Annotated in this window: 25 protein-coding genes, 2 tRNA genes and 2 rRNA genes; 16 read left to right on the forward strand and 13 right to left on the reverse strand. The window is 40.8% G+C overall.

All coding sequences use genetic code 11. The features are described from left to right. Positions 1–25: 25 nt before the first annotated feature. Together dnaN and dnaA are read right to left on the reverse strand one after the other, a co-directional pair. Positions 26–1,093 carry a DNA polymerase III subunit beta gene (gene dnaN / locus NITER_RS08575; RefSeq protein WP_084274949.1) on the reverse strand — a complete coding sequence of 356 codons (1,068 nt, stop codon included), beginning with the start codon at positions 1,091–1,093 and terminating at the stop codon, positions 26–28. Positions 1,094–1,269: 176 nt separating this feature from the next. Then, positions 1,270–2,592: a chromosomal replication initiator protein DnaA gene (gene dnaA / locus NITER_RS08580; protein ID WP_084274948.1), complete on the reverse strand. Its 1,323-nt coding sequence runs from the start codon at positions 2,590–2,592 to the stop codon at positions 1,270–1,272. Between the two features lie 185 nt (positions 2,593–2,777). Here dnaA and ruvC point away from each other — a divergent pair, with 185 nt between their 5' ends. Next, complete coding sequence (gene ruvC, locus NITER_RS08585) at positions 2,778–3,251, forward strand: crossover junction endodeoxyribonuclease RuvC (RefSeq protein WP_084274947.1); 474 nt, start codon at positions 2,778–2,780, stop codon at positions 3,249–3,251. Here the strand turns inward: ruvC and thyX are convergent. Next, on the reverse strand, positions 3,248–3,865 hold the full coding sequence (gene thyX / locus NITER_RS08590; protein ID WP_084274946.1) for an FAD-dependent thymidylate synthase: 618 nt from the start codon (positions 3,863–3,865) through the stop codon (positions 3,248–3,250). The genes ruvC and thyX overlap by 4 nt on opposite strands. 49 nt (positions 3,866–3,914) lie before the next feature. On the opposite strand from thyX, the gene NITER_RS08595 reads away from it, so the two are divergent. After that, positions 3,915–4,469, forward strand: coding sequence for a Uma2 family endonuclease (locus NITER_RS08595; RefSeq protein ID WP_084274945.1), 555 nt, complete (start codon positions 3,915–3,917; stop codon positions 4,467–4,469). Further along, entirely contained in the window at positions 4,456–5,556 is a 1,101-nt protein-coding gene (locus NITER_RS08600) for a deoxyguanosinetriphosphate triphosphohydrolase (protein WP_084274944.1), read from the forward strand. Before NITER_RS08595 ends, NITER_RS08600 begins: the two co-directional genes overlap by 14 nt. A gap of 23 nt (positions 5,557–5,579) precedes the next feature. Here NITER_RS08600 and NITER_RS08605 read toward each other — a convergent pair whose 3' ends face one another. Beyond that, the gene (locus NITER_RS08605; protein ID WP_281847670.1) at positions 5,580–7,247 is read right to left on the reverse strand and encodes a YVTN family beta-propeller repeat protein; all 1,668 of its coding nucleotides are present in this window, start codon (positions 7,245–7,247) and stop codon (positions 5,580–5,582) included. Between the two features lie 120 nt (positions 7,248–7,367). Here NITER_RS08605 and NITER_RS08610 point away from each other — a divergent pair, with 120 nt between their 5' ends. The 3 genes from NITER_RS08610 (at position 7,368) to NITER_RS08620 (ending at position 9,500) form a co-directional block, all read left to right on the forward strand. After that, positions 7,368–7,859, forward strand: a complete 492-nt coding sequence (locus NITER_RS08610) for an archaeosortase/exosortase family protein (RefSeq protein ID WP_084274943.1) — start codon at positions 7,368–7,370, stop codon at positions 7,857–7,859. Continuing rightward, positions 7,840–8,433 carry an exosortase H-associated membrane protein gene (locus tag NITER_RS08615; protein ID WP_084274942.1) on the forward strand — a complete coding sequence of 198 codons (594 nt, stop codon included), beginning with the start codon at positions 7,840–7,842 and terminating at the stop codon, positions 8,431–8,433. Before NITER_RS08610 ends, NITER_RS08615 begins: the two co-directional genes overlap by 20 nt. Positions 8,434–8,507: 74 nt before the next feature. Continuing rightward, positions 8,508–9,500 carry a choice-of-anchor U domain-containing protein gene (locus tag NITER_RS08620; RefSeq protein ID WP_084274941.1) on the forward strand — a complete coding sequence of 331 codons (993 nt, stop codon included), beginning with the start codon at positions 8,508–8,510 and terminating at the stop codon, positions 9,498–9,500. Positions 9,501–9,571: 71 nt separating this feature from the next. Here the strand turns inward: NITER_RS08620 and NITER_RS08625 are convergent, their stop codons facing one another. Beyond that, positions 9,572–10,195 carry an HAD family hydrolase gene (locus NITER_RS08625; protein WP_084274940.1) on the reverse strand — a complete coding sequence of 208 codons (624 nt, stop codon included), beginning with the start codon at positions 10,193–10,195 and terminating at the stop codon, positions 9,572–9,574. A gap of 65 nt (positions 10,196–10,260) precedes the next feature. On the opposite strand from NITER_RS08625, the gene typA reads away from it, so the two are divergent. The 4 genes from typA to NITER_RS08645 are packed head-to-tail and all read left to right on the forward strand — an operon-like array spanning position 10,261 to position 13,790. After that, positions 10,261–12,069 carry a translational GTPase TypA gene (gene typA, locus NITER_RS08630; RefSeq protein WP_084274939.1) on the forward strand — a complete coding sequence of 603 codons (1,809 nt, stop codon included), beginning with the start codon at positions 10,261–10,263 and terminating at the stop codon, positions 12,067–12,069. A gap of 9 nt (positions 12,070–12,078) precedes the next feature. Beyond that, positions 12,079–13,023 (forward strand): hypothetical protein, encoded by a 945-nt coding sequence (locus NITER_RS08635; RefSeq protein WP_084274938.1) that lies wholly within the window; start codon positions 12,079–12,081, stop codon positions 13,021–13,023. Continuing rightward, a complete protein-coding gene (locus tag NITER_RS08640) occupies positions 13,013–13,612 on the forward strand; it encodes an NAD(P)H-dependent oxidoreductase (protein ID WP_084274937.1) in 600 nt (199 codons plus the stop codon). The genes NITER_RS08635 and NITER_RS08640 overlap by 11 nt, the downstream gene beginning before the upstream one ends. Positions 13,613–13,622: 10 nt before the next feature. Further along, complete coding sequence (locus NITER_RS08645; RefSeq protein ID WP_084274936.1) at positions 13,623–13,790, forward strand: helix-turn-helix domain-containing protein; 168 nt, start codon at positions 13,623–13,625, stop codon at positions 13,788–13,790. Between the two features lie 30 nt (positions 13,791–13,820). Here NITER_RS08645 and NITER_RS08650 read toward each other — a convergent pair whose 3' ends face one another. The 6 genes from NITER_RS08650 to secG form a co-directional block, all read right to left on the reverse strand. Continuing rightward, positions 13,821–14,909, reverse strand: coding sequence for an MFS transporter (locus NITER_RS08650; RefSeq protein WP_197685274.1), 1,089 nt, complete (start codon positions 14,907–14,909; stop codon positions 13,821–13,823). Continuing rightward, positions 14,896–15,378, reverse strand: coding sequence for an RDD family protein (locus NITER_RS08655; protein WP_084274935.1), 483 nt, complete (start codon positions 15,376–15,378; stop codon positions 14,896–14,898). The genes NITER_RS08650 and NITER_RS08655 overlap by 14 nt, the downstream gene beginning before the upstream one ends. After that, positions 15,378–15,989, reverse strand: coding sequence for an orotate phosphoribosyltransferase (gene pyrE, locus NITER_RS08660; RefSeq protein WP_084274934.1), 612 nt, complete (start codon positions 15,987–15,989; stop codon positions 15,378–15,380). Before pyrE ends, NITER_RS08655 begins: the two co-directional genes overlap by 1 nt. Positions 15,990–16,202: 213 nt before the next feature. After that, positions 16,203–16,763: a ribosome recycling factor gene (gene frr / locus NITER_RS08665; RefSeq protein WP_084274933.1), complete on the reverse strand. Its 561-nt coding sequence runs from the start codon at positions 16,761–16,763 to the stop codon at positions 16,203–16,205. Further along, positions 16,750–17,715 carry a polysaccharide deacetylase family protein gene (locus NITER_RS08670; protein WP_084274932.1) on the reverse strand — a complete coding sequence of 322 codons (966 nt, stop codon included), beginning with the start codon at positions 17,713–17,715 and terminating at the stop codon, positions 16,750–16,752. The genes frr and NITER_RS08670 overlap by 14 nt, the downstream gene beginning before the upstream one ends. Next, on the reverse strand, positions 17,687–18,028 hold the full coding sequence (gene secG / locus NITER_RS08675) for a preprotein translocase subunit SecG (RefSeq protein WP_084274931.1): 342 nt from the start codon (positions 18,026–18,028) through the stop codon (positions 17,687–17,689). Before secG ends, NITER_RS08670 begins: the two co-directional genes overlap by 29 nt. Before the next feature lie 55 nt (positions 18,029–18,083). Here secG and NITER_RS08680 point away from each other — a divergent pair, with 55 nt between their 5' ends. Both NITER_RS08680 and NITER_RS08685 read left to right on the forward strand, forming a co-directional pair. Continuing rightward, positions 18,084–18,767, forward strand: coding sequence for a methyltransferase domain-containing protein (locus NITER_RS08680; protein WP_159445296.1), 684 nt, complete (start codon positions 18,084–18,086; stop codon positions 18,765–18,767). Next, positions 18,752–19,093 (forward strand): hypothetical protein, encoded by a 342-nt coding sequence (locus tag NITER_RS08685; protein ID WP_084274929.1) that lies wholly within the window; start codon positions 18,752–18,754, stop codon positions 19,091–19,093. The genes NITER_RS08680 and NITER_RS08685 overlap by 16 nt, the downstream gene beginning before the upstream one ends. Here the strand turns inward: NITER_RS08685 and NITER_RS08690 are convergent. Both NITER_RS08690 and NITER_RS08695 read right to left on the reverse strand, forming a co-directional pair. Further along, on the reverse strand, positions 19,090–19,491 hold the full coding sequence (locus tag NITER_RS08690) for a thiamine-phosphate pyrophosphorylase (RefSeq protein WP_084274928.1): 402 nt from the start codon (positions 19,489–19,491) through the stop codon (positions 19,090–19,092). The genes NITER_RS08685 and NITER_RS08690 overlap by 4 nt on opposite strands. Beyond that, positions 19,481–20,191, reverse strand: coding sequence for a Bax inhibitor-1/YccA family protein (locus NITER_RS08695; protein WP_084274927.1), 711 nt, complete (start codon positions 20,189–20,191; stop codon positions 19,481–19,483). The genes NITER_RS08690 and NITER_RS08695 overlap by 11 nt, the downstream gene beginning before the upstream one ends. A 548-nt stretch (positions 20,192–20,739) precedes the next feature. Here NITER_RS08695 and NITER_RS08700 point away from each other — a divergent pair. The 4 genes from NITER_RS08700 to NITER_RS08715 all read left to right on the forward strand — a co-directional run bounded on the left by NITER_RS08700 (position 20,740) and on the right by NITER_RS08715 (position 25,956). Beyond that, positions 20,740–22,270, forward strand: a 16S ribosomal RNA gene (locus tag NITER_RS08700). 178 nt (positions 22,271–22,448) lie between these two features. Beyond that, positions 22,449–22,525: transfer RNA gene (locus tag NITER_RS08705), tRNA-Ile, on the forward strand. Between the two features lie 92 nt (positions 22,526–22,617). After that, positions 22,618–22,693 (forward strand) — tRNA-Ala (locus tag NITER_RS08710). A 355-nt stretch (positions 22,694–23,048) separates the two neighbouring features. Continuing rightward, positions 23,049–25,956: ribosomal RNA gene (locus NITER_RS08715) — 23S ribosomal RNA — on the forward strand. Together the 16S and 23S rRNA genes with 2 tRNA genes alongside form the textbook arrangement of a ribosomal RNA operon. Positions 25,957–26,044 lie beyond the last annotated feature (88 nt).

A 26,044-nucleotide genomic window follows, 5' to 3' on the forward strand; every position in this document is an offset into this window, starting at 1 on the left:
AAAATTATCTCTATTATATCTTTTTTTAGATAACGATAGGCATAACTATAGTGATGAAGTTCTCTTTTTTAAGCTCAAATGGGAGCTCCGGTTCATTGATACCCATTAAAAATTCATTATCTTCAATATGTGTAAGAAAGTCAAGGATATAACGGCTATTTACTGCCATAATAAACTTCTCTTCAAAAGGAGTTTCTACTTCAAGCTCTGTTTGCGCTTCAATATTTTCTTGCGAGAGATTTTTGAAAATGATCCTATCTTTTAAAAATGTAAGTTTAATCTCATTAGAGATAATTGTAATTTGCTTAATTGCTTCAATCATCTTATCTTTTGGAAGGGTCATCTCATATTGTAAAGATTTTGGAAGAATACGTTCATAGTCTGGATATTTACCACTTATAAGTTTGGTAAAAAAGAGATATTGATTGTTTTTGAGAATGAGATAGGTCTCATCGTAGTGCATATCGATTTCATCAAAAAAGAGCTTTTGTATTTCAATGATTGCTTTTTTAGGAATTATAAGGTTGAACTCTTTGTCCATATTTTGCAAAAGTGTAACGAGAGCAAGACGCTTTGTATCTGTTGCTACAAAATTTATGCGATCACTTTTTATATCAATAAGAGCTCCATTGAGTTCAAATTTAGGATTGTTATTATCAATTGCAGGAGTGATTTTTTTCAATGAACTTATAAACTTATCACTCTCTATAGCGATTTTTGGCATTGCATCAATTTCTGGGAATTTTGGAAACTGTTCTGCATCAAACATTGGAAGCTTAAATTTAGACTGATTTTGACTGATTTGGAGGTGATCATCCCTTGTTTCTATTGTGATGGTACCATCTTTTAGGATGCGTACAATATCAAGGAGTTTTTTACCGTTTGCAGTAGCTTTTCCTTCTTTGATGAGATTTATCGAATCTGTTTGCGTTTTTAAGCCTGTTTCATAGTCGGTAGCTTTGATGGTAAGGGTACCATTGGATGCTGCTAAGTATACGTGTGATGTAATTTGGCTGAGATCCTTTTTTTCCAAAAAAGGTTGCATTTGTGAAAGGATCTGCTCGAGCAGCGATTTTTGCATTTCAATTTTCATTGTGCTCTCCGATTAAGGGTTTTTTAATATTGTATATTCTATTTCGTTAAAGTTTGCTTTATATTATTTAAATTAGATAGATTTAGTAGTATCATGGCGTGAATTTGTGAAAAAGTTAGATAAAGGGCTTTGTTAGATAGGATATCTCTTTTGAGGGATAAGTTTTTTGTTCACATCTATTCACTGTTCGCGTGTTTGATTTTATGGAGGAGTTCATCGATTTGGACTTTGAAATTGGCATCTTTTTCCATGAGTTCTTTAACTTTTTTCATTGCATGACTTACTGATGTATGATCTTTCATGCCAAAAAATTGTGCTAGTGATGGCATAGAGTTTGGTGTGAGGTTGCGTGCAAGGTAGATGACAATGCGTCTTGCATTGACTATTTGACGGTTACGACTTTTGCTTTTAATTTCGCTTGGTTTGATGTTAAGTTCATTAGCTACTACATCTACAATCTCTTTGAGTGATATCTCTTTTTGTTGCTCTCTTTTTTGCTCATTGAGGACATTTTTTGCAAGCTCCATGGTAATCTCTTGATTGACAAGAGTGGAGTATGCATTGAGTTTGAGAATGATCCCTTCGATTTCTCGAATATTACTATCCATATTTGCAGCAAGATAGTTGACAATCTCATCTTCGAGTTGAATACCGTTGAGCTCGCACTTTTTCTTGATAATTGCTATTTTGGTTTCAAGTTCTGGTGGTTGAATATCTGCTATGAGTCCCCACTCAAAGCGGCTTTTGAGTCTCTCTTCAAGTCCAGCAATCTTTTTAGGAGGTTGATCGCTTGTAAGGACAATCTGCTTGCCATCTGTGTGGAGTTCATTAAAGGTGTGAAAAAACTCCTCTTGCGTTCCCTCTTTGCCGCTGAGAAACTGGATATCATCAATGAGTAAAATATCACATTTTCTATACTTTTCTCTAAAGTTTTCTATAGTTTTTTGTCGCAGATGATAGGTGAAATCATTCATAAACTGTTCAATGGTTGCATAAATAATAGTCTTGCTTTTTTTAAGATTGAAATTGCCTATAGCGTGAAGAAGGTGTGTTTTTCCAAGCCCTGTTCCGCCGTAGATATAAAGAGGGTTATACACCTCTCCTGGCTTTTCTGCAACGCGGTGTGCAGCAGTATAGGCAAACTGGTTTGAGCTTCCTACGACAAAATTTTCAAAAGTATATGTTGGATTGATTTTTGTACTTGTTGTTGGTTGATTTATTTCTGGTTTTTTTTCTGCAAGTTTTTTGATGCTTGGCTCTTTTTTTGTTGTAATCTCTACAAAGGTTTCCACTCCCGTTTCAAGCTCAAAAAGCTGTGAGAGCTTTTTACTATATTTTCTCTTTACCCAATTGGCTACAAAGAGATTGGGAGCAATGAAGACGGCATGATCGACTTTTGAACGCTTCTCATCGTAGCGAAGGTTTTTGATATAGCGCTCATACTCGATTTGAGGAATCTCCTCTTTTAATTTTTCGATGATCTTCTCACCAAGCACCAGTGCCCTTTATGTGAATAATTTTTTCAGCGTGATGTGAATAATAGTGCTATTGTATCTAAAATAGCCGAAAATTGGCTACAATTTTTTGTGAGAATAGTTGTTCACATTGTGAATAATATGTGAATAATTTTGTGAAAATGTGTGAATAATCACCAAAAACAGGGATATTTGAAAAGGTGACAAATGTGAATATTTTAGGAATAGATCCAGGAAGCCGCAATCTTGGTTATGCAATTATTTCACTACAAAATTCACAAATGCGTTTGATAGAAGCGGGACTTATAAAGATTACTCCGCAAGATTTTCAGTATCAACTCTCTCAAATGATCGAGGGGCTTGATATGGTTTTTCAAAGCTTTGCAATAGATGAAGTAGCTATGGAGGATATATTTTATGCCTACAATCCAAAAACAGTTTTAAAACTTGCCCAGTTTCGAGGAGCGTTAGCGTTACGGATTATTCAGATGCATGGAAATTTTAGCGAGTATACTCCCTTGCAGGTAAAAAGGGCTCTTACTGGAAAAGCAAAAGCCTCAAAAGAGCAGGTTGCTTTTATGGTAAAAAAGATTTTAGGGATAAAAAAAGAGATTAAACCGTTAGATATTACTGATGCAATGGCAGTTGCAATTACTCATGCCCAAAGAGTGCGTTTGCGTTAAGAGTGGCTTATATACTCTTCATAGAGGTATTTATGATCCTCTGGGAGTGCATCAAAAATTGCAAAAGCTAACTTTCTTATCTCCCAAAGAGCCGATTTAGAGCTGCGGAGGGCAAGGAAATTTTGCAATGAACGAGCGTTAATAGTCCAGGTAAGCTCTGTTTTATAGCACTCTGGCAAGCAATATTTTGCAAAATCGTTTGAGACTCCCTCTTGTAGCACTTTTTGGAGGTTATTAAGCGCTTTAATACTCATACTATCTACTAGCTCATTGCCTGTGAGGACAATATATTTGCTTGCACCTTCAAAGTCATTTTCATCAAAAGGCTCGGCATTTTTGAGCTCTTTGAGGGTGTAGCGGGTAGATTTTACACTTAGACTTGCCATGCGGTGGCGGGCAAGCTCTTGCAAAAGGGCGCGGCTAATACCTTGAATATAGAAGGTGTAGACAAGATGCTCGAGTGTTGAGGCATGTTTATACTTGTTACCCACCCGATCGATAAGCTCTTGATCTTTTGGGCCTCCACCATCGCTTTTATCAAAGCTTTGCCAGCAAGTACGTATTGCATGGGCAGCAATTGGTAGAGGAGTATAGTGGAGCAATGTCACCTTCATGAGCATCCTTTTGCTATAATTGAGTAAGATTATACCAAAAAGGACTACCATGACTGCTCGCTATATTCCAGAATATACCTATGAAGACTATAAACAGTGGGAGGGGGATTGGGAGCTTATTGATGGAGTGCCAATTGCAATGGCGCCAAGTCCTGTGAGTGAGCATCAGATGCTACTTTCTCGTATTGCATATGAGCTGGAAAAATCATTAGAGGAGTGTGATGAATGTTTTGTGTTAGTAGAAGAGGATTGGAAGATAGATGAGAAAAATGTAGTGCGTCCAGATATAAGTGTGGTATGTGGGGAACTTACCGATTTTATCCAAAAAGCTCCTTTTATTATAGTTGAGATTGTAAGTCCATCAAGTGCTACAAGAGATGAGGATATAAAATTTGCAATGTATGCTGAGGAAGGAGTAGAGTATTATATCCTCGTCTATCCAAAAGATTATAAAGCAAAAGTTTATAAGCTTAAAGATGGAAAATATAGGAAGATTGGCGATTTTTTGAGTGAAAAGGTAAAACTTGAAGGAAAATGCGATGTAGCAATCGATTTTGCTAATGTTTTTAGAAAACTAAAAAAACTCAAAAATGCAGTGCACTGATCGGTTTTATCCAAGTATCAAAGATTTTCGCGACTCCTTTTATCGCGATCGTGATCGCATTATCCACTCTTCTTCTTTTCGCCGCTTAGAATATAAAACACAAGTCTTTATCAACTATGTAGGTGATTATTTTCGTACGAGGCTCACACATTCTCTCGAAGTTGCACAGATTTCACGAACCATTGCAAGAGAGCTTGGTCTTAGTGAGCCTTTGGCTGAAGCTATCGCGCTAGCGCATGATCTAGGACACACTCCCTTTGGGCATGTGGGGGGAGATGAGCTTGATAGACTTATTAAAGATCGCTTTAGTGCAAATGGTTTTGAGCACAATTTCCAATCCTTTCGCGTTGTGACAAAACTTGAAAAGCGCTATAAAGATTTTGATGGGCTCAATCTTACCTTTGCAACACTCGAAGGAATTTTAAAACACTCCTATCCCTATAAAAAGCCATTTTTGAGTAAGTGGTACGATGAGGTATTCAAACTTGATCGCCATCCAAGTCTTGAAGCGATGATCGTAGATAAAGCAGATGAGATAGCCTATATCAGCGCCGATATCGATGATGGTATTAAATATGGGCTAATTAGTTTTGCAACAATTGAGGAGAATGAGCTAGTACAAGAAGTAATACTAGAAGCACAAACAGAAGGATATAAAAAGGAAGAGAAGCTTTTTCGCTACCGCTTCACTTCGCTACTCATTGCTAAAATGGTAATTTCCCTCATAAATGAATCAAAAAAATATATTCCAAAAAGTGATAATGTGCTTTGTGCGACTATTCTAGCAAGCGAGCCTTTGCCGATTCGATATCCAGATGCTTTAGCTACGCAGATCAAAAAACTGAAAAAAATCCTTTATGAAAAACTCTATCGCCATCCACAGATTTTGCGTAAGATGTATGCTGGTAAACAGTGTATTGAAGGGCTTTTTAAAGCATTAACAGAAGAGCCAAGACTTATGCCAGATGAGTATTACCAAAGAGCACAAAAAGAGAAAATTTACCGCGTAGCAGCCGATTTTATTGCTGGGATGAGTGATCGCTATGCTATGAATATATATCATGAAATATATGGGATTAAGTTATAGAAAAGGCGCAAAGCGCCTTTTTATTAATTTCTTCTAATTTTTCTACTTCCTGCAAATCCAAAGAGAGCTGCCAAAAATCCAAGAGCAAGTGGGGAGAGAGGAACAGTGACGGAAGGTTGAGGCTGTGGAATATATGGTCCGCCCGGGTCTTTGATGACACCGTTGACTCGGCCATCAGCATCATTAACTCCACCATCGACAAGAGTAAAGCTTATAATAGTTTGATTATTGTCCGGGTCATGCCGTACATTGGCCTCTATTGGAAACCATTGGTCATCTATCTTTTTGATATATCCCATTATGTTTGGATTGTAAGGATAAGCGAGCGAAACAGTCGTACTTTCTCCTGGATTGTTTACTTCTAAATCAAAGCTTATTATCCCATAGGGAAGTTCTATCTTTTTTCCGCCTGGTAAAGGAATATCTAACGGTTGATTATCTACTACCTTAACATCCATAAGTCTGCCTGATTCAACTTTTACGGTAAGACTTTTTTGTTGTTCCTCTAAACCCGGTAGAGATAGAGGAATACTAATAAATGTTCCATTTACTTCCTGACCTGGCAATGTTCCATTTACTTCCTGACCTGGCAATGTTCCATTTACTTCCTGACCTGGCAATGTTCCATTTACTTCCTGACCTGGCAATGTTCCATTTACTTCCTGACCTGGCAATGTTCCATTTACTTCCTGACCTGGCAATGTTCCATTTACTTCCTGACCTGGCAATGTTCCATTTACTTCCTGACCTGGCAATGTAGATGGGCCGATAAATTGTCCAAAGACAGGACCATTGGTTCCAACATCTGTAATGGAAGCTATAATACTGTTAGTAGCGGTATCAATGACACTAATATCACTCGATGTTACATATATCCTATTACCATCTGGCGTGATTGCTATTCCTAAAGACCCATATTCTATATTAATTGTAGTGATAACACTATTTGTTTTAGTACCTATGACGCTAATGATAGTATCACTATTATTTACTACATATACCCAGTAACCATCTGGAGTGATAGCAATGCCTAAAGGACCTTTTCCTACATTTATTGTAGCGGTGACATTGTTTGTTGCAGTATCGATAACACTGACGGTATCGCTATAATTATTTGTTACATAGACCCTATTACCGTCAGGAGTGATGGCAATATTTGTGGGCCCATCACCTACATTTATTGTAGCGGTAACATTGTTTGTTGCAGTATTGATAACACTGACGGTATCGTCACTGTTATTTGCGACATAAACTTTACTGCCATCTGGAGTTATAGCAATACCTTCAGGACCATTTCCTACATTTATTGTAGCGGTGACATTGTTTGTTGCAGTATTGATAACACTGACGGTATCGTCACTGTTATTTGCGACATAAACTTTACTGCCATCTGGAGTTATAGCAATACCTTCAGGACCATTTCCTACATTTATTGTAGCGGTGACATTGTTTGTACTGGTGTCAATGACAGTTACGGTATTATCACCACGGTTATTTGTTACATAGACTCTACTTCCATTTGGAATTATAGCAATTCCTACGGGTCCATTTCCTACATTTATTGTATCTGTAATTGTATTTGTGGCAGTATCGATGACACTGACAATATTATTATCTATATTTGTAACATAAGCAAACGGAGTGGCATACGCGAAATGTATCGTAAAGAGAAAAAGAAGGAATTTTCTCATAATTTTTCCTTTCAAAAGTATTATAATCTTTCATTTTAGAAAAATATAACTGTGAGATAACTTAAGTTAAATAAAAATTTAATAGGCAGTTTGCTATAGTAAGTTTTACAAAGGAGAGAAATGAAAAAATTTGTAACTCTTTATGTTCTCTATCTTGCAATCGCCTTTTTTCTTGTAGATTTTGAGCCTATGAGAAAAGCTTTGCATATCGAGTCTTTTTACAATAGTTTCATAGCATCTCTTTCAGCCTTTTTTATTCATATGCTTGGTATTGTGGTTACTGCCACAAATGATACGCTCCATCTTCCTCATGCAGATATGATTATCAAGTTTGGTTGCAACGGTCTTGAGGCAGTGCTTATCTATCTTGCGGGAGTCTTTGCCTATCCGGCAAAATCAAAATTGAAGATTATTTATGGCATTTTTGGGACGATTATTTTAGAAGTGATAAATATAGCCCGTATAGCTTTGCTTGCTTGGACGATAGAGCACTATCCAAAATATTTTGAATTGATGCACACATATCTCACCCAAAGTATCATGATCGTCTTGGCATTTTTGGCTTTTCTTTTTTACTTGCAAAGGGTAAGTGATGAAAAGCCATCTGCTTAAGCTCTTTGTGCTCTTTTTGCTTCTTCTATTTCCTACGATTTTGGGATGGAGTTATATCAAAAATTACTACAACTTCTTTATTTCCAACACAGCATTTGGTATCGCCGCAAGATATTATGATCTTGCTGTACAAAAAACCGATATAAAAGGAAAAGAGATTATTTTTAGCATAAAAAATGCTACTCCAATTAAAGATATAAATGGAAAAAGTCATGACTTTGCAATGGATATCTCTTTGGATATGGAAGCAGTGACATTCAATGTCCCACTAACGCTTTCACTCCTTTTAGCGATAGTTTTAGGATTCAAAATGCCTTTAAAGAAAAGATGGGAGATATTTTATACGGGAATGCTTCTGCTTTTTATGCTTCACTTTTTTTCTATGCTGCTTTTCTCTTTTTGTACAATAGCTCCTGTTGCCAATATAAATCCCTATGTGCACTTCTATCTTGCAAGACACTACTTGGCTGGAGAAATACTTTGTGCCATCAAAGATTTTTTCATCAACTATGTTGCAAGGTTTGAGCCATTTTTGATTGGTGTCTATGGGTGGTGGGAGGTGCAGAGAAGATGAAAATAATAAGGTATAAACTATATTTAATGAATTTTATATTATTATTTTTTTAAAAAACTAATAAAGGATTAAGTATGAAAAGATTACGCTCTATCTTATGGTTTGTATTGTTTTTTCCTGCTTTTGTGTTTGCTCTGTCAGAACCTGTTACTATTATATTGACTAAGTATATTGCCCCTCCACCTATTGAAACCGGATGTTCTAGCCGTGAGAGTTTTGACAATTATGTCAAATTAAATACTCCAACTTTATCAAGTGTATTAGATGCTGTATGGGGAGCAGGTGTGGAATATGAAATATTGGAAGTCAATGCATCGGGAGATTGTGAGGTGGGGGGTCCACCTGATTATAATGTGAGTTTCTGTAGATCTACAGATAATTGTAATAGACATATTCATAGAGAGTCATTATCAAAAGTTATCGAAGAAGATGAAGATTTTATTATTCACACCTTTTATATAACAATTGAAGATTACTACTTTTCTTGCCAAGAGGATGACAATACGACTGAAGATCCAACAGTAGATATCAACCACGATGATATGAAAGATGCATGCGAATATAATGTAGCCACTCCACAAGGAGGAGATTATCTTATAGGAGTAGCTACTGATGAAACTAATAAGCTCTATCATGTTGTAAAGGATGAGACTCCTAAAATTGTTACTACGCAAAATGGCGAACAGATAGAGCTTCCATATGGAACGGTAAGTTTCGACATTAATGTAAGCAATGCTGGAGATAGTGCAACTGTACATATTTACTATCCCTATAATCCAGATATAACAGGATATGCCAAAGAGATAAATGGTAATTGGGTAAAAGTTGATTCAACCGTACAGCATGACCAAGCACATAATCAGACAATTGTGAGTTTTACTCTCACTGATGGGGGAGCTTTAGATGATGATGGTATTGCAAATAAAGTGATCAAAGATCCAGGAGGAGGATACATTGGCCAAGGGCAACCACAAACATCTGTTACTGTTCCCCTTTCACCATTAGCTCTTGGATTTTTAATAGCTCTTTTTGGATTTGCAGGTAGTAGAAGAATTCAAAGGAGATAAAGAGAGGCGCTTTTGCGCCTTGAAAAAATTATATTTGTGAAATAGTAAATGCTAATTTAAAATTAATAGAATCAAGCTTTAAGAGATAATAATATCTCTTTTAACTCCTCCACACTTTTAATAGCATCTTCATACTCACTCCATCCCCAATTAACTTTCAAAAAGCCAATACTTGCTGCTTGAGCAGCTTCTTCATCAGTTTTTCCATCGCCAATAAGCATGATTTCATTTTTATCACATTCAAAAAAATCAATAATTTTAAAAATCATATCGGGAGCTGGTTTTGGATGAGCTACCTCATCACCACAAACGATTATTTCAAAGTAATCGTAAATTCCAAGATTTTTGAGAATTAGCTCAGCACTCACGCGATAAGCATTTGTGGCGAGGGAGAGGCAAAAGTAGGGCTTTATCTCTTCAAGAAGCTCCTTTACCCCTGTATATAACAGGGTCTCTTTATGGTGATTGTTGGCATAGTACTCTCTAAACCACTCTACATGTTTTGGTTCATACTCTTCTACACCATAAAAAAATTTTGGTCTGTGGATAGAGGTATCGTTGACTGCTTCTAAGATTACCTTTTTATCCATGGGCGGAAGTCCAAGCTTGCTGCGCACATAGTTGATTGAATTTGAGATAATTGCAGAGCTGTCAATAAGTGTGCCATCCATATCAAAAATCAAGTAATTAATCATTTAATCTCTCCTTTTGCAAAAGGGTAGTAAAATAAGATAAATTTTAGATTAAAAAGAGGAAATGGATGCAAAATATTCGCAATATTGCAGTTATAGCACACGTTGATCATGGAAAAACTACCCTTGTAGATGAGCTTTTAAAACAATCAGGAACAATTGAAGCGCACAAAGAGCTTGCTGAGCGAGCGATGGATAGCAACGATTTAGAAAGAGAGCGGGGAATTACGATCCTCTCAAAAAATACAGCGATCCGCTATGGCGGTTTTAAAATCAATATTATTGACACCCCAGGACACGCTGATTTTGGTGGTGAAGTAGAGCGGGTACTCAAGATGGTTGATGGAGTTTTACTCCTTGTTGATGCTCAAGAAGGGGTAATGCCTCAAACAAAATTTGTGGTCAAAAAAGCGATTAGTCTTGGACTCAAGCCGATAGTAGTTATCAATAAAATTGATAAACCAGCAGCTGAGCCAGAGCGGGTAGTGGATGAGATATTTGATCTCTTTGTAGCGATGGATGCCAGTGAAGATCAGCTCGATTTTCCTATCCTCTATGCAGCAGCGAGAGAAGGATATGCTAAATGGAATTTAGAAGATGAAAATAAAGACATCACTCCTGTTTTTGAAGCTATTATTGAGCATGTTCCAGCTCCAAGTGGTAGTGCTGATAATCCAGCGCAGATGCAAGTATTTACACTCGATTATGACAACTACGTAGGGCGTATAGGAATTGCGAGGATTTTTAATGGCCGCATTAAGCGAGGGGATGAGCTTTTGCTTGTCAAAGCCAATGGTGAAGAGAAAAAGGGGCGCATAAGCAAACTCATAGGCTTTTTGGGGCTTAATAGACTCGAGATTGATGAGGCTGAAGCTGGAGATATTGTGGCAGTTGCAGGATTTGAAGATATTGATGTAGGTGATAGTCTTGTAGATCCTGCAAATCCTATGCCGCTTGATCCCCTCCATATCGAAGAGCCAACTCTGAGCGTCTTTTTTAGCGTCAACGACTCACCTCTTGCTGGACGAGAAGGTAAGCATGTCACATCCAATAAGCTCAAAGATCGTCTCATGAAAGAAATGGAGACAAATATTGCTATGCGAGTAGAAGAGGTGGGCGAAGGGCGCTTCAAAGTGAGTGGCCGCGGTGAGCTACAGATTACAATCTTGGCAGAGAATATGCGAAGAGAGGGGTATGAATTTAGCATCTCTCGTCCTGAAGTTATTATCAAAGAGGAAAATGGTGTGAAGTTAGAGCCGTTTGAGTATCTTGTGATTGATACGCCAGAAGATTATAGTGGGACAGTTATTGATAAGCTTGGACGTCGCAAGGCAGTGATGAAGTCAATGACACCTATGGATGAGGGGAGTGTGAGGATCGAGTTTGAGATCCCAGCACGAGGACTTATTGGATTTCGCAGTGAGTTTTTGACAGATACTAAAGGTGAAGGAGTGATGAACCATTCATTTTTAGATTTTCGCCCCTTTGTTGGAGAGGTTGAGCATCGCAAAAATGGAGCCCTCATCTCTATGGAAAATGGCAAAGCTTTAGCTTACGCACTCTTTAACCTCCAAGAGCGTGGAGTGCTCTTCATAGAGCCAGGTACTGAAGTCTATGTGGGGATGATTATTGGAGAGCATTCACGCCCCAATGATCTAGAAGTGAATCCCATCAAGGGAAAAAACCTCACCAATGTGCGTGCAGCAGGAAGTGACGAGGCTATCAAGCTTACTCCACCACGCAAGATGACACTCGAGCGAGCGTTAGAGTGGATAGAGGAGGATGAGCTTGTAGAGGTGACGCCAAAGTCCATTCGACTGAGAAAACGCTATCTTGATCCGCATGTAAGAAAAAGGATGGCAAAACAAAAGAAATAGGAGAGCATTATGAGTAAATTGCAGCAGATCCAATCTATCACACAAGAGGCGAGGGAGCTAGTAGAGGAGTTTGAAAAAGAGTTAAATGAAAACATCCAAGAGTTTAATGCAACGTTAGCTGAATTTAAAAGCCTCAAGGATGCTATTGCCCTTTCTCATCTTGAAGAGATGAAAGAGGCTTTGAGTGAAATTAAAAATATTCCCCAAATTGCATCTACACCGATTATTGAGTGTGAGGATAAGGAGCGAATTGTAAAAGAGATAGAACCACTAGAGCCTTTTGAAATCAAAGAGCCGCGCTCAGGCACATTTGGGGCAAAATTTTGGGGAGTGCTCACAGCACTTATAGTGTTTTTTGGTTTTGGAGCAGTGGGTGCATATTTTAAAAAGCTCAATTTTGATCCTAATATGATAGATTTGAAATTTTTTGAGCAAGCTTATGGATTTTATAGCGATCTCTTCACAGGTACAAGCGGTGCAGCGCCAGCTTTGGGAATTGCATTTAGCGTTCTCGTAGCTTTCATATTTGGATATCTTGTCTACTACCTCAAGATGCATGCAGCAGCTTCAAGCAACTTAGAAAGAGCAAAGGCACTCTTTGAATCAGCTAAAGAGTATGTGAAGCAGCAGCAACCTCTCTTGGCAAAGGTACGCAATCTCAAAGAGTCTCTCAAAAAAGCAATCTTTGCAATAAAAGGTTCAAAACTCTTTGCTGATGAGATGAGTGCGAAAGTTGAGCGCATCAAATTTTTTGAAGGGGATGATTTTAATAACTATGTGCAAAATTCAAAGAGAGATATTGAAGATCTTTTGATTCTCAATGACAAACTCATAGCAGTTGTTCATACAGAGATCTTTGCAGAGGATGAGGATCTTGCGCGTGAGGTAAAGCAGTTTTTTGATGAAATAAAAGAGGTTGTAGAGAAAATAAAGGGACGCGTCTATGGAGGATAAATTTCTTGCTGCAATGCAGCGACGATTTGCATGCAAGAGATTTCTTCAAAAGAGTATCCCGCAAGAGGAAATTGAAGTCATATTAGAGTATGCAAGGCTCAGTCCAAGCTCTTTTGGGATGGAGCCTTGGAGACTGCTTGTAGTAACAGATCAAAAAATAAAAGAGGAGTTGCAACCTCTTTGCTGGAATCAAAAGCAAATAACTACATGTAGCCATTTGGTTGTTATTAAAGCTGATAGCGCGGTTGTGCAAAATAGAGAGTATATAGCAAAGATGTTTGCTAGGCGTGGCCTCAGCCCTGAGGCTACGAAGGCATATATCGATCGCTACTTTGCATTTTTGCAAAAGCAAGATATCGATTGTTGGGTGCAAAAGCAGTGCTACATAGCAGCAGCCAATATGATGACAGGAGCTGCATATAGAGGGATTGATAGCTGCCCTATTGAAGGGTTTGAAAAAGAAAAAGTAGAAGAGTATTTGCAACTGCACAATCAAAGTGTAGCGCTTATGGTAGCTTTTGGGTATTGTGCTATGGAGAGACCACCAAAAAAGAGACTGCAAAGAGATGAAATAGTAGAATTTCGCTAAAGGAGGAAACATGGAAGAGAAAGTTTTAGAGCTTATCAAAAATAAAGCGATGAAAGCTGGCGAAATCGCAGAGGCTTTAGGAGTAGAAAAGAAAGAGGTTGATAAAATCATCAAAAAACTTAAAGCCGAAGGAAAAATCGAATCTCCAAAACGCTGCTACTACCAAGCAAAAGTATAAATTTTAAAGCGGCCAATTTATTCTTGGCTGCTATGAGATTTTTTTATATTCCAAAAAGAGCACAAGGCTTGCAAGAAGTGCTACTCCTGCAGCATACATAAAAAGATACTTTCCATACACTACACCTGCCAAGAGACTTCCTACCATTCCTCCCAGTCCAAAGCTTACACCTCCAAAAAACTGCTGTGCAAGTGTTTTGTTTTTGTAGAGAAAAAAGAGATGACTAATTGCAGCTGTGTAGTAGAGTGCAAAACTAAAAGCGTGGAGCGATTGGGCAAAGTAGAGCAGTGGTAGATTTGTAGGGAAAAAGTGGAGTATTAGCCATCGTCCAGCAGTAATGAAGCTACATAGTTGTAAAAGTTTTAAGAGATTTTTTTTGAGAAGAGGCCCTTGAAAATAGAGCATGAAAATTTCAGCGATAACACCAAATGTCCAAAGATAGCTAATGGTAGTGTAATCAAGTCCATGCTCTTTTTCATAAATTGTAAAAAAGTTATAAAATGGCCCAAAACTTACCTGCAATAAAAAGATATTTACCCATAATGGCCAGTGAGCAAGGAGTGAAAAGCTCTCTTGCGAGGCCTCTTTACTCTTTGTTAAATCCTCTTTTGCAAGAGCAAATCCAAAAAGAGCAGTAAAGCAGATTGCACCAAATAAAAACCAAAGTGCTATCTTAGGACTCTCCATAAATTTTGCTAAAACAAGTGCTATAACAATAAAACCAATCGATCCAAATAGCCGGCTTTTGCCGTACCGCTCTTTACCAATATGGGCTAAAGCAATTGTCTCTACAAAGGGGAGAGTAAGTGCAAAAGATATTCCAAGAAGTGTATTTGGAATGGTGAAGAGATAGAAATTATCGATTGTAAAAAAGAATAAAATTCCAGCAATGAGTGCTAAAAAAAGTGCGAATTTATAGATTTTTGGTGTAAGTTGCCACTTTTTAAGGAAAAAAAATGGGGTGAGAAAGCGTGTCAATGGTGATATAGCAAAAATGATACCAATTTGGAGCGAAGTGTATCCCAAAATATCAAGAACTTTTGGAAGATAGATCACATAAACGCCAATAATGGCGAAGAAAAAGAAATAAAATGCACTAGTAAGACTAAATATCTGCAACCTTCACAAGCCTTGTGAATGATATAAGGTCATGGAGCGTCTGTTTATCTTTACGAAAGAGGGCAATAGCAACTCCAATAACAGAAAGAATAGAAATTGGCATAAAGATATAGCGTAGGAGTGATTGAAAAAAGTTTGGAAGTCTGTTGGGATCGTTAAAGCGCGTGATTTTAATATCATAGGCTTTCATACCTGGAGTCTGCCCCTTAATACTCCAAAGAAGTGTGACGATGAGCATGTGAGGAATAATAATATAGAGCCATCCTTGTGCCATATGATCGCGAAAACCCTCTCTACTTCCCATTATGAAATAGATCACAATATAGATAATAGGCATAGTAATCATAAATGTATCTGTTAAAAAAGCTTTGAGCCTATCGGCTATAGGAGCTGGCGTAAAAGCTGTTTGAGGCTCATTGTATTGTTGTTGTGGAATTTTGCCTTTTTTGATATCACGCCAGCGAGCCATCAATTGCCTCTGCTACCAGGTTTTATAGGAGTTGAGCCCTGTTTACAGAGTGGACACTCTTGTGGCTCATATATTGGAAAAGTAAAATCTGCAAGTGCAAAAAGTGGTTTGTCGTTAGGGAGCTTACATTCTGGCTGCGATTTTTCTAATCCCCCCTCTCTTTTGCATACGCCTCTATTTGCTAAGGCAGCAAATCCTACTACTTCTGCACCTCTTTTTTGGATCTCCTGGGCAGCTTCCATAGCGGAACCACCCGTAGTGATAATGTCTTCGCAGATGAGTACCTTTTCACCTGGCTCTACACTAAAGCCTCTGCGCAATGTCATCTTTCCATCTTTGCGCTCGGTAAAAATAAAGCGCACACCAAGGGCACGTGCCAGTTCATATCCGGCCAAAAGCCCTCCGATAGCTGGAGAGCAGACAGTATCTATTTTTATGCCAGCATCTTGAATCTGCTTTGCTAGCTCTTTGGCTAATATCTCAGCTCTTTTAGGATCTTCTAATACTTTTGCACTTTGAAGATAATTGGTACTGTGTTTGCCAGAAGAGAGCAGAAAATGCCCTTCAAGCAGTGCACTAGAATCTTTATAAATCTTTTTGATATCTACCATTTTTATCCTTGCTGTGAAGAGTTTGCGTGACTCACTATAGCTAGTAACCGAAAACTATCTTCGTTTTACTCAGCTTTGTTTTCTTCAAGGTAACCCAGCTATTCATATGCTCATCACTAAAATTGTTGATTTTAGGATTCGTATATATTCATAGCTTTTTGCTAAGACACGCAAGCAAAGCAGTTTGCTTGCTCAGCCTTCGGCTGGTCTTAGCTACACCTTCATGATCTCTTGCTCTTTTTGTTTGACAAGCTCATCTACTTTTTTGACAAACTCATCTGTGATTTTTTGTACCTCCTCAAGAGCTCTTTTTTCTTCATCTTCTGTAATTACTTTATCTTTGAAGAGTTTTTTTATCTTATCATTTGCTTCCCGTCTTACATTGCGGATTGCGATCTTTGCTTTTTCGCCAAACTGTTTTGCTTTTTTTGCTTCAGCTTCTCTTTGCTCTACCGTCATTGGTGGAAAGAAAAGTTTTATCTGTTCACCGTCATTATTGGGATTAACACCAATATTTGCCTCTTGTATAGCTCGCTCGATTTCTCCAAGTAAGGATTTATCCCAAGGGGAGATTACGATTGTTGTTGCATCAGCAGCAACTACACTTGCAGCTTGATTGAGAGGAGTTGGGACTCCATAGTAATCTACTTTAATGTTTTCTACAACTGCAGTAGTAACACGTCCTGTGCGCAAAGTATTGAAGTCTTTTTTCAATACTTCAAGACTTTTTTGCATATGATCTTTGGCAAATTCATACACTTCATTCAGTTCCATCTCGACTCCTTACTAAAATTTTTGTATTAATTTTACTATGTTTTACCTTTATAATTACCCTTACACGATCTCTTTTGAGTTTGTAGCCAAGGTATTCATTAACAATACCATTTTTTATTTTTACACGTTTCCAACCATAATCTGTAACATAGAGCCATCCAGTGGTATATTGTGGAGACACTTTTATTTTTACATTTTCTAAAATACCTGTGCGAGGATAATGTATGGGTGCAAGCCATTGTGCGTTGAGATGCTGAATGCGAAGCTGTTTTGCAATATTGCTTTTGCCTACAAGTGCTATGCGGTCAAGATCATAAACATCTGATGTTTTGCTAATAGCTCCTATGTTCTGATTACAAATTGCACTAAATCCAAAACTTTTTATAATCTTTTTGACTCTCTCATCATACTCTCCATAGGGGTAAGCATACGATTTTGGTTGCATACTTAGATGTTTTTGAAAAAGTTGTAATGCCTGTTGAGTATCTTTTTGGATCTGATCATTTGAGAGATTAACAAGATGTGGATGAGCGTGGGAGTGTAGACCAATTTCACCAAACCGTTTGATGAGACGTAAATCTTCCCAGTGCAAAAAGTCTCCATACCTGTTTTCAATGGGCTTAGTAGCTATAAAAATAGTAAATGGGTATTTGAATTTGCGAAAAAGAGGGAGAGCTTTTAAAAAACTTTTATAGCCATCATCGATAGTGAGCACTACCCATTTATCATCGATTTTTTCTCTGTTTTTGAGTGCATCTACAAGCTGCTGTAAAGGGATAACTTTATAGTGATGCTCTTTGAGATATGTAAAATCCTTTTTTAGTTGCTCTAAAGATGTATTGGTAGCAGGATAGCGTGGATCATCGAAACGGTGATAGACAAAAATATGCGCATCGCCAAAGAGGCTGAGCGCAAAAAAGAGACTACTTCGTAGAAGGAGCTTGCGGAACATCTGTTTTTGGTGCAGGAGTAGGTGCTGGAACTGTAGGAATCGGTGATGTTTTTTCTGTCTTAATTTTATCTACTACAGATTTATTGTACTCTTTGTTATACATATAGCCTAGCAAAATAGTATTGAGAACAAAAACCGTAGCTAAGAAAAATGTAGCTCTTGCTAAAAATCCTTGTGGTCCTTTTGCACCAAATACCGATTCATTGCTTCCACTGTATGCCCCAAGCCCAATTGAAGAGCTTTTTTGTAGTAAAATAATAATAGTTAAAATAACCGCCAAAACGATCTGTAAAATAAATAGGATCTTTATCATCTGGTTCCTTTGCAAAAATTTTGCCCAATTATATCGAATGTAAGGTAAATATATATTGAAACATATTAAAGAATTTGATAGATTTGCTTCCGCCTACCAACGCCAAAAGATTATTCAAACAAAAGTAGCAAAATATTTAGTTGAAAACTCTCCTTTTCAAGGAAAATATATTTTGGATCTTGGTGCTGGAAGTGGAGAGGTATATAGGGCTATTACATGGGATTTTGAGAAATTTTATGCCCTTGATCTCTCTGCAAAAATGCTCTCGTTTCATCCTACTACAAAGGTAGAGAAGATCTATTGCAGTTTTGATAGCGAACTTTGCTGGCAAAAGCTAAAAAAAAGAAAAATTGACCAAGTTTTTGCTTCATCCTCACTGCAATGGAGCAAAGATCTTGATACCGTTTTTATGCATCTGCAAAATTTTCCTCATCTATCGGCAGCTCTTTTTACAAATAATACTTTTCGCTCGATTCATGAAAAATTAGGTATCAAATCTCCAATACGTCCAGTCAAAGAGGTTTTGGACATTGCAAAAAAATATTTTATGGTAAACTATGAGATACGGGAGTATAAACTTTTTTTTCCAGATATAAAGAGTGCTTTTTTTTATATCAAAAAAAGCGGTATAAGTAGTGGAGAAAAGAGAGCTTCAGTAGCAAGTCTGAGGCAATTTATGCGAACATTTGATAAAAATTATCTTGAATTTGAAGTGATATTTCTATGGTGCGAAAAATAGTACTCATCCTTTTCCCTCTGTTGATTGTTGCAGATATTGTCTGTCAGCAAGAGAATGAGAGAATAACATGTACATATTTTATTCAAAGATCTGATAATGCACATGGGCTAACGGTTGAGTTTCACTGGTACTCTCCCAAAGGAGATGATGATCGTATCAAAAGATTTAAAGTACCACCATTTTATGGCTCAGTATATGATTATCGCTTTGTGCCAGGAAGAGAAGAGGGTAGATGGAGGGTAGTAGTAAGAGAACTTGAAACAAACAAGAGTGCAACAACTTTTTTTGATTTAAATGGAAGTAGTGAAGAGTTTTTTGCAGACTAAAGCTCTTTTTCTATATCGTAAAGTTCATAGCGAATAGTTTTAAAAAGTTCTGCATAATTTGGATCAATGAGCTTCAAAGCTTCTTCCAATACCCGTGCAGACTCTTGCGCTCGCTTCATATTGGCTTTTATAATCTCTTCAATAGTTTCTCTTTGCATTTCACTTTTTGTGCTTTTTTTGAGAACATCATTGCGTATATCTCTGTATTGAAGAAGCAGCGGATCATCAAATCGTATTTGATGGCGAATTTTTTTAAGTCTCGATGCTGTTTCTTTATTATCGTAGATATAGCGTACAACATCTTCGACTACGCGAATGCCTTCGCGTAGCCTGTTGATATTAGCGTCAATGAGTCTATAGAATTTAGGATCATTAGATGGAGCTGTATCACTCTTCATTACCAAAAATTCCTAAAAGTTGTAAAAGAGAGATAAAGAGGTTGAGTACGTCAAGATAGAGTGCAATTGCAGCCTCTACCGGACTTGCAAAGTTTCCTCTAATAATGTTTTGTGTATCAAAGAGAATAAATGCACTAAATAAAATTGCGCCAATTGCTGCAATTGCTGTTTGCAAAAGAGGGCTTCCAACAAAAATATTAATGAGTCCAGCAACTACCAAAATAATCAATGTAACAAAAAGGAATTTTCCCATGAAAGTAAAGTCTCTTTTTGTATTTATTGCAAAGAGGCTGATGCCACCAAAAGCAACTCCTGTAAGAAGCAGTGCATTTGTAACGATTGATGCCCCAGCTGGAAGAGCTAATATTGCGCTAAGAAGTGGTGTAAGTGTTAAACCTGTCATAAATGTAAAGACAAAAAGCATTAAAAGATTGATACCGGGTTTATTTTTAGTAAAGTAGATACCAAAGAGAGCTGCAAATTCTAAAATTACTAATCCCCAATACCAAGACGCAATGGCTGGTGCCATCTGCATACCTATATATGCACCGGCAGTTGCTGCAATGAGACTTGCTGCAAAAAGTTGATATGTCATTTTTATAAATGTGGCTATATCATACTTTTTTTCCTCTGTTGTTTTGGCTTTTTGAGAAGCTATTCGCTCTTTCATCTGTAAAATATCGTTATCGTAAGCTTTCATATTTTTCCTCCTGTTGTTATTAGTTTTTGCAATACTATAATAGATATAGAAAACCTGTCAAGCATAATGATACAGAAGAATGATAAATTATTGCTATATAAACCATCTTAAATCACTTGTTTCATTATAGAAAAATTTTTATGGCTTAAATGCAATTATGTATATTGGAGTTATACAACAGCTTGACAAACACACTAGATTAAAATATAATTCCGGCTCCAAACGCGAGAGAGGTCTTTGGGGAGACCAGAGCGAGAGGGGGAAGTTGAGTGACTCTTGACAAAGAGCTGAAAGTTTGGCATAATTTCAGTCCTCGAAAAAAGAGGGGAATTGAGAGAAATCTGAAGAGAGATTTCAAAGAGCTCTTGACAAAAATCGAGAGATTGAGTAAAATAACGCCCCTTGAAAAAGAGAGCTGAGAAGAGTTCAAATCACTTATCTTGAGTGAAGATGAGTGAGAGAGTTCTTGTGAATTTAGGATCTTTGACAACTAGACAGAGACGAGTCCTTTGAGTTTTAAAAGAGGATTTTAAAACTTCATAAAGATATTTATGGAGAGTTTGATCCTGGCTCAGAGTGAACGCTGGCGGCGTGCTTAACACATGCAAGTCGAGCGAGAACGGCTCTATCCTTCGGGATAGAGTGTCAGCTAAGCGGCGCACGGGTGAGTAACACGTAGCTAACCTGCCCCATAGTGGGGGATAACAGCCCGAAAGGGCTGCTAATACCCTATACTCCTTCCATACGAAAGTATGGTTGTGGAAAGCGTTAGCGCTATGGGATGGGGCTGCGGCCTATCAGCTAGTTGGTGGGGTAAAGGCCTACCAAGGCTATGACGGGTAGCTGGTCTGAGAGGATGGTCAGCCACACTGGAACTGAGACACGGTCCAGACTCCTACGGGAGGCAGCAGTGGGGAATATTGCACAATGGGGGAAACCCTGATGCAGCAACGCCGCGTGGAGGATGACGCCCTTCGGGGTGTAAACTCCTTTTGACAGGGAAGAAGATGACGGTACCTGTCGAATAAGCACCGGCTAACTCCGTGCCAGCAGCCGCGGTAATACGGAGGGTGCAAGCGTTACTCGGAATCACTGGGCGTAAAGGGCGCGTAGGCGGTCTGCTAAGTTGGATGTGAAAGCCCACAGCTTAACTGTGGAACTGCGTCCAAAACTGGTAGACTAGAGTCCGGAAGAGGCAGGTGGAATTGGTGGTGTAGGGGTAAAATCCGTAGAGATCACCAGGAATACCCATTGCGAAGGCGACCTGCTGGGACGGTACTGACGCTGAGGCGCGAAAGCGTGGGGAGCAAACAGGATTAGATACCCTGGTAGTCCACGCCCTAAACGATGGATGCTAGTCGTTGGGGTGCTAGTCACCTCAGTGATGCAGCTAACGCAATAAGCATCCCGCCTGGGGAGTACGGCCGCAAGGCTAAAACTCAAAGGAATAGACGGGGACCCGCACAAGCGGTGGAGCATGTGGTTTAATTCGAAGATACGCGAAGAACCTTACCTGGGCTTGACATCCCTGGAACCCTCTAGAGATAGAGGGGTGCCTCCTTTTGGGGGAGCCAGGTGACAGGTGCTGCACGGCTGTCGTCAGCTCGTGTCGTGAGATGTTGGGTTAAGTCCCGCAACGAGCGCAACCCTCGTCCTTAGTTGCCAGCACTTCGGGTGGGCACTCTAAGGAGACTGCCCGGGTAACCGGGAGGAAGGTGAGGATGACGTCAAGTCATCATGGCCCTTATGCCCAGGGCGACACACGTGCTACAATGGCGCGTACAGAGAGAGGCAATACCGCGAGGTGGAGCAAATCTCTAAAGCGCGTCCCAGTTCGGATTGCAGTCTGCAACTCGACTGCATGAAGTCGGAATCGCTAGTAATCGCGGATCAGCCATGCCGCGGTGAATACGTTCCCGGGTCTTGTACTCACCGCCCGTCACACCATGGGAGTTGAGCTCACCCGAAGCCGGGGGACCGACCCGAAAGGGAGGACCCCTGTCGACGGTGGGCTCAGCGACTGGGGTGAAGTCGTAACAAGGTAACCGTAGGAGAACCTGCGGTTGGATCACCTCCTTTCTAGAGTGATGATCCAAAGATTCGTTTCTTTGGATGGAAGAGTCAATAAGTACTCACACTTATTGACTCAGGGGGCTCGTTCTCTGTCTAGTTGTGAGAGATCAAGGATGTTCTTTGAAAAGGAAAAGTGGAGTCAAGAGCTAAGAGAAGCCCTTATCAGGGGCGGAGCTTTAATAATGGGCCTGTAGCTCAGGTGGTTAGAGCGCACCCCTGATAAGGGTGAGGTCAGAGGTTCAAGTCCTCTCAGGCCCACCAGTTTAGTTGAATCTTGCCTAGATTTTCCAGCTCACGTACTCAGTTGTACGCTACGCTAAAAAATCTAAACAATTCACAACTAAACACAAGATGGGGTCTTAGCTCAGCTGGGAGAGCGCCTGCCTTGCACGCAGGAGGTCACCGGTTCGATCCCGGTAGACTCCACCAAGATAAAAGCACGTAGTTGGGAGTGTAAGAGAGATTACATTGCCGACTGCGTGCTTTGCACGGGAGGAGCGTAAAGCAAACGACAACTGCTTGTCGTTTGTAGCTGCGCACGGCGATGCGTATATGCGCGAGCGGAGCGAGTGCATAGCATACGCCTGTGAGAGGTTACCGGAAGGGTCATCGGTAGACTCCACCAAAGTCTAAAAAGAATCTTCAGAGGAAGATTGTTTTTAGACTTTTAAGTCTAAGGTTATTTGACAACTCATTGTTCGTAGTAAAAGAGGTAAAAACAATAGGCAAGCTGTTTTACTTGACTAAGGTAGTTGAGTAAGGCGGCGGTGCGTCTTAGAAGTAGGTGTAAGCTACAAAGGGCGTACGGTGGATGCCTAGGGTGATGGAGGCGATGAAGGACGTGCTAGGCTGCGAAAAGCCTCGGGGAGCTGCCAAGAAGCGTTGATCCGGGGATTTCCGAATGGGGCAACCCGGCCAGTAGTAATACTGGTCACCTGACTATGTCAGGGGCGAACCCGGGGAAGTGAAACATCTCAGTACCCGGAGGAAAAGAAATCAACCGAGATTCTCCTAGTAGCGGCGAGCGAACGGGGAGTAGCCCGCCTCTGTGTAGCCTACATTATAGTTGAATTACCTGGAAAGGTAAGCCATAGAAGGTGATAGCCCTGTAGACGAAATAGTGTAGGTGGGACTAAGCAGAGGCCTTGCGAGTAGGTCGGGACACGTGTTATCCTGACTGAAGATGGGGGGACCACCCTCCAAGGCTAAATACTACCATCACACCGATAGTGCACAAGTACCGTGAGGGAAAGGTGAAAAGAACCCCAGTGAGGGGAGTGAAATAGAACCTGAAACCGTATGCCTACAATCATTCGGAGCCCTATGAGCTTCGGCTCAGGGTGACGGACTGCCTTTTGCATAATGAGCCTGCGAGTTGTGGTCAGTGGCGAGGTTAAGCAAACGCGAAGCCGTAGCGAAAGCGAGTCTGAATAGGGCGATTGAGTCACTGGCTGCAGACCCGAAGCCGGGTGATCTATCCATGGCCAGGCTGAAGTGGGGGTAAGACCCCATGGAGGGCCGAACCAGTGGAGGTTGAAAACTCCTTGGATGAGCTGTGGATAGGGGTGAAAGGCCAAACAAACTCGGTGATAGCTGGTTCTCTGCGAAATATATTTAGGTATAGCCTCAGGAAGTAGCTACAGGGGGTAGAGCACTGATAGGGCTAGGGCTGCTCACCGCGGTACCAAACCCTGTCAAACTCCGAATACCTGTAGTGTAATCCTGGGAGTCAGGCGTAGGGTGATAAAATCCTATGTCGAGAGGGGAACAACCCAGACTGCCGACTAAGGTCCCCAAGTTGTGACTAAGTGGAAAACGATGTGGGGCTGCTTAGACAACCAGGAGGTTGGCTTAGAAGCAGCCATCCTTTAAAGAAAGCGTAACAGCTCACTGGTCTAGCGGCCCTGCGCGGAAAATATAACGGGGCTAAGTCACACACCGAAGTCGCAGGTGCATACTGGTGTATGCGCGGTAGCAGAGCGTTCCAGTCAGCGGTGAAGCTGTACCGGTGAGGAGCAGTGGAGCGGCTGGAAGTGAGCATGCAGGCATGAGTAGCGATAAAAGTGGTGAGAATCCACTTCGCCGAAAACCCAAGGTTTCCTACGCGATGCTCGTCAACGTAGGGTTAGTCGGGTCCTAAGCCGAGTCCGAGAGGGGTAGGCGATGGGAAATCGGTTAATATTCCGATACCTACTTACTACAAGGCGATGGAGGGACGCTTAGGGCTAGCCGGGGTCCGTGATGGAATACGGGCTCGAAGGGTGTAGGCTGCTAGGTAGGCAAATCCGCCTAGCGTGAGGCCGAGACCTGACAGGCCCCCAAAGCCCTTCGGGGCGGCGGGGGAACCGGTGATGCCGTCGAGCCGAGAAAAGCTTCTAAGCCGTTTAAGTAGTAAGTAGCCCGTACCGTAAACCGACACAGGTGGGTGAGATGAGTATTCTAAGGCGCGCGGAAGAACCCTGGTCAAGGAACTCTGCAAACTGGCACCGTATCTTCGGTATAAGGTGTGCCCGTAGTAGGTGAAGGCCCATGCGGCTGGAGCCGAGGCGGGTCGCAGCGAAGCGCTCCATCCGACTGTTTATCAAAAACACAGCACTATGCTAACTCGTAAGAGGATGTATATGGTGTGACGCCTGCCCGGTGCCGGAAGGTTAAGGGGATCGCTTAGCTCTTCGGAGCGAAGGCGTGAACCGAAGCCCCGGTAAACGGCGGCCGTAACTATAACGGTCCTAAGGTAGCGAAATTCCTTGTCGGTTAAATACCGACCTGCATGAATGGCGTAACGAGATGGGGGCTGTCTCGACCAGGGATCCGGTGAAATTGTAGTGGAGGTGAAAATTCCTCCTACCCGCGGAAAGACGGAAAGACCCCGTGGACCTTTACTACAGCTTGGTACTGCCATCGGGATGAGGATGTGCAGGATAGGTGGGAGGCTGAGAAGCCAGGGCGCCAGCTCTGGTGGAGCCGTCCTTGAGATACCACCCTTCCTCATTCTGGTGGCTAACTCGCCACAGTTATCCTGTGGGAGGACAATGCCTGGCGGGTAGTTTGACTGGGGCGGTCGCCTCCTAAAGAGTAACGGAGGCTTACAAAGGTTGGCTCAAAGCGGTTGGAAATCGCTTGGAGAGTATAAAGGCATAAGCCAGCCTGACTGTGAGAGAGACAACTCGAGCAGAGACGAAAGTCGGTCTTAGTGATCCGGTGGTTCTGAGTGGAAGGGCCATCGCTCAAAGGATAAAAGGTACCCCGGGGATAACAGGCTGATCTCCCCCAAGAGCTCACATCGACGGGGAGGTTTGGCACCTCGATGTCGGCTCATCGCATCCTGGGGCTGGAGCAGGTCCCAAGGGTATGGCTGTTCGCCATTTAAAGCGGTACGCGAGCTGGGTTCAGAACGTCGTGAGACAGTTCGGTCCCTATCTTCCGTGGGCGTAGGAAGGCTGAGGAGAGCTGACCCTAGTACGAGAGGACCGGGTTGGACGTGCCACTGGTGTACCAGTTGTCCTGCCAAGGGCACCGCTGGGTAGCTATGCACGGAACGGATAACCGCTGAAGGCATCTAAGCGGGAAGCCGACTCCAAGATGAGCCTTCCCTGAAGGACGGTGGAAGACTACCACCTTGATAGGCTGGGTGTGTAAGCGCAGCAATGCGTTTAGCTGACCAGTACTAATAGTCCGTTTGGCTTACACATAACATATGCACCGCCGCCTTACTGAGCTACCGCTCTTTGCTACGAACAATGAGTGTTCTTTAAATAAAACTATTGTCTCAATGACAAG

Origin of the sequence: Nitratiruptor tergarcus DSM 16512, from assembly GCF_027946175.1 — a bacterium.
Classification (GTDB): domain Bacteria; phylum Campylobacterota; class Campylobacteria; order Campylobacterales; family Nitratiruptoraceae; genus Nitratiruptor; species Nitratiruptor tergarcus.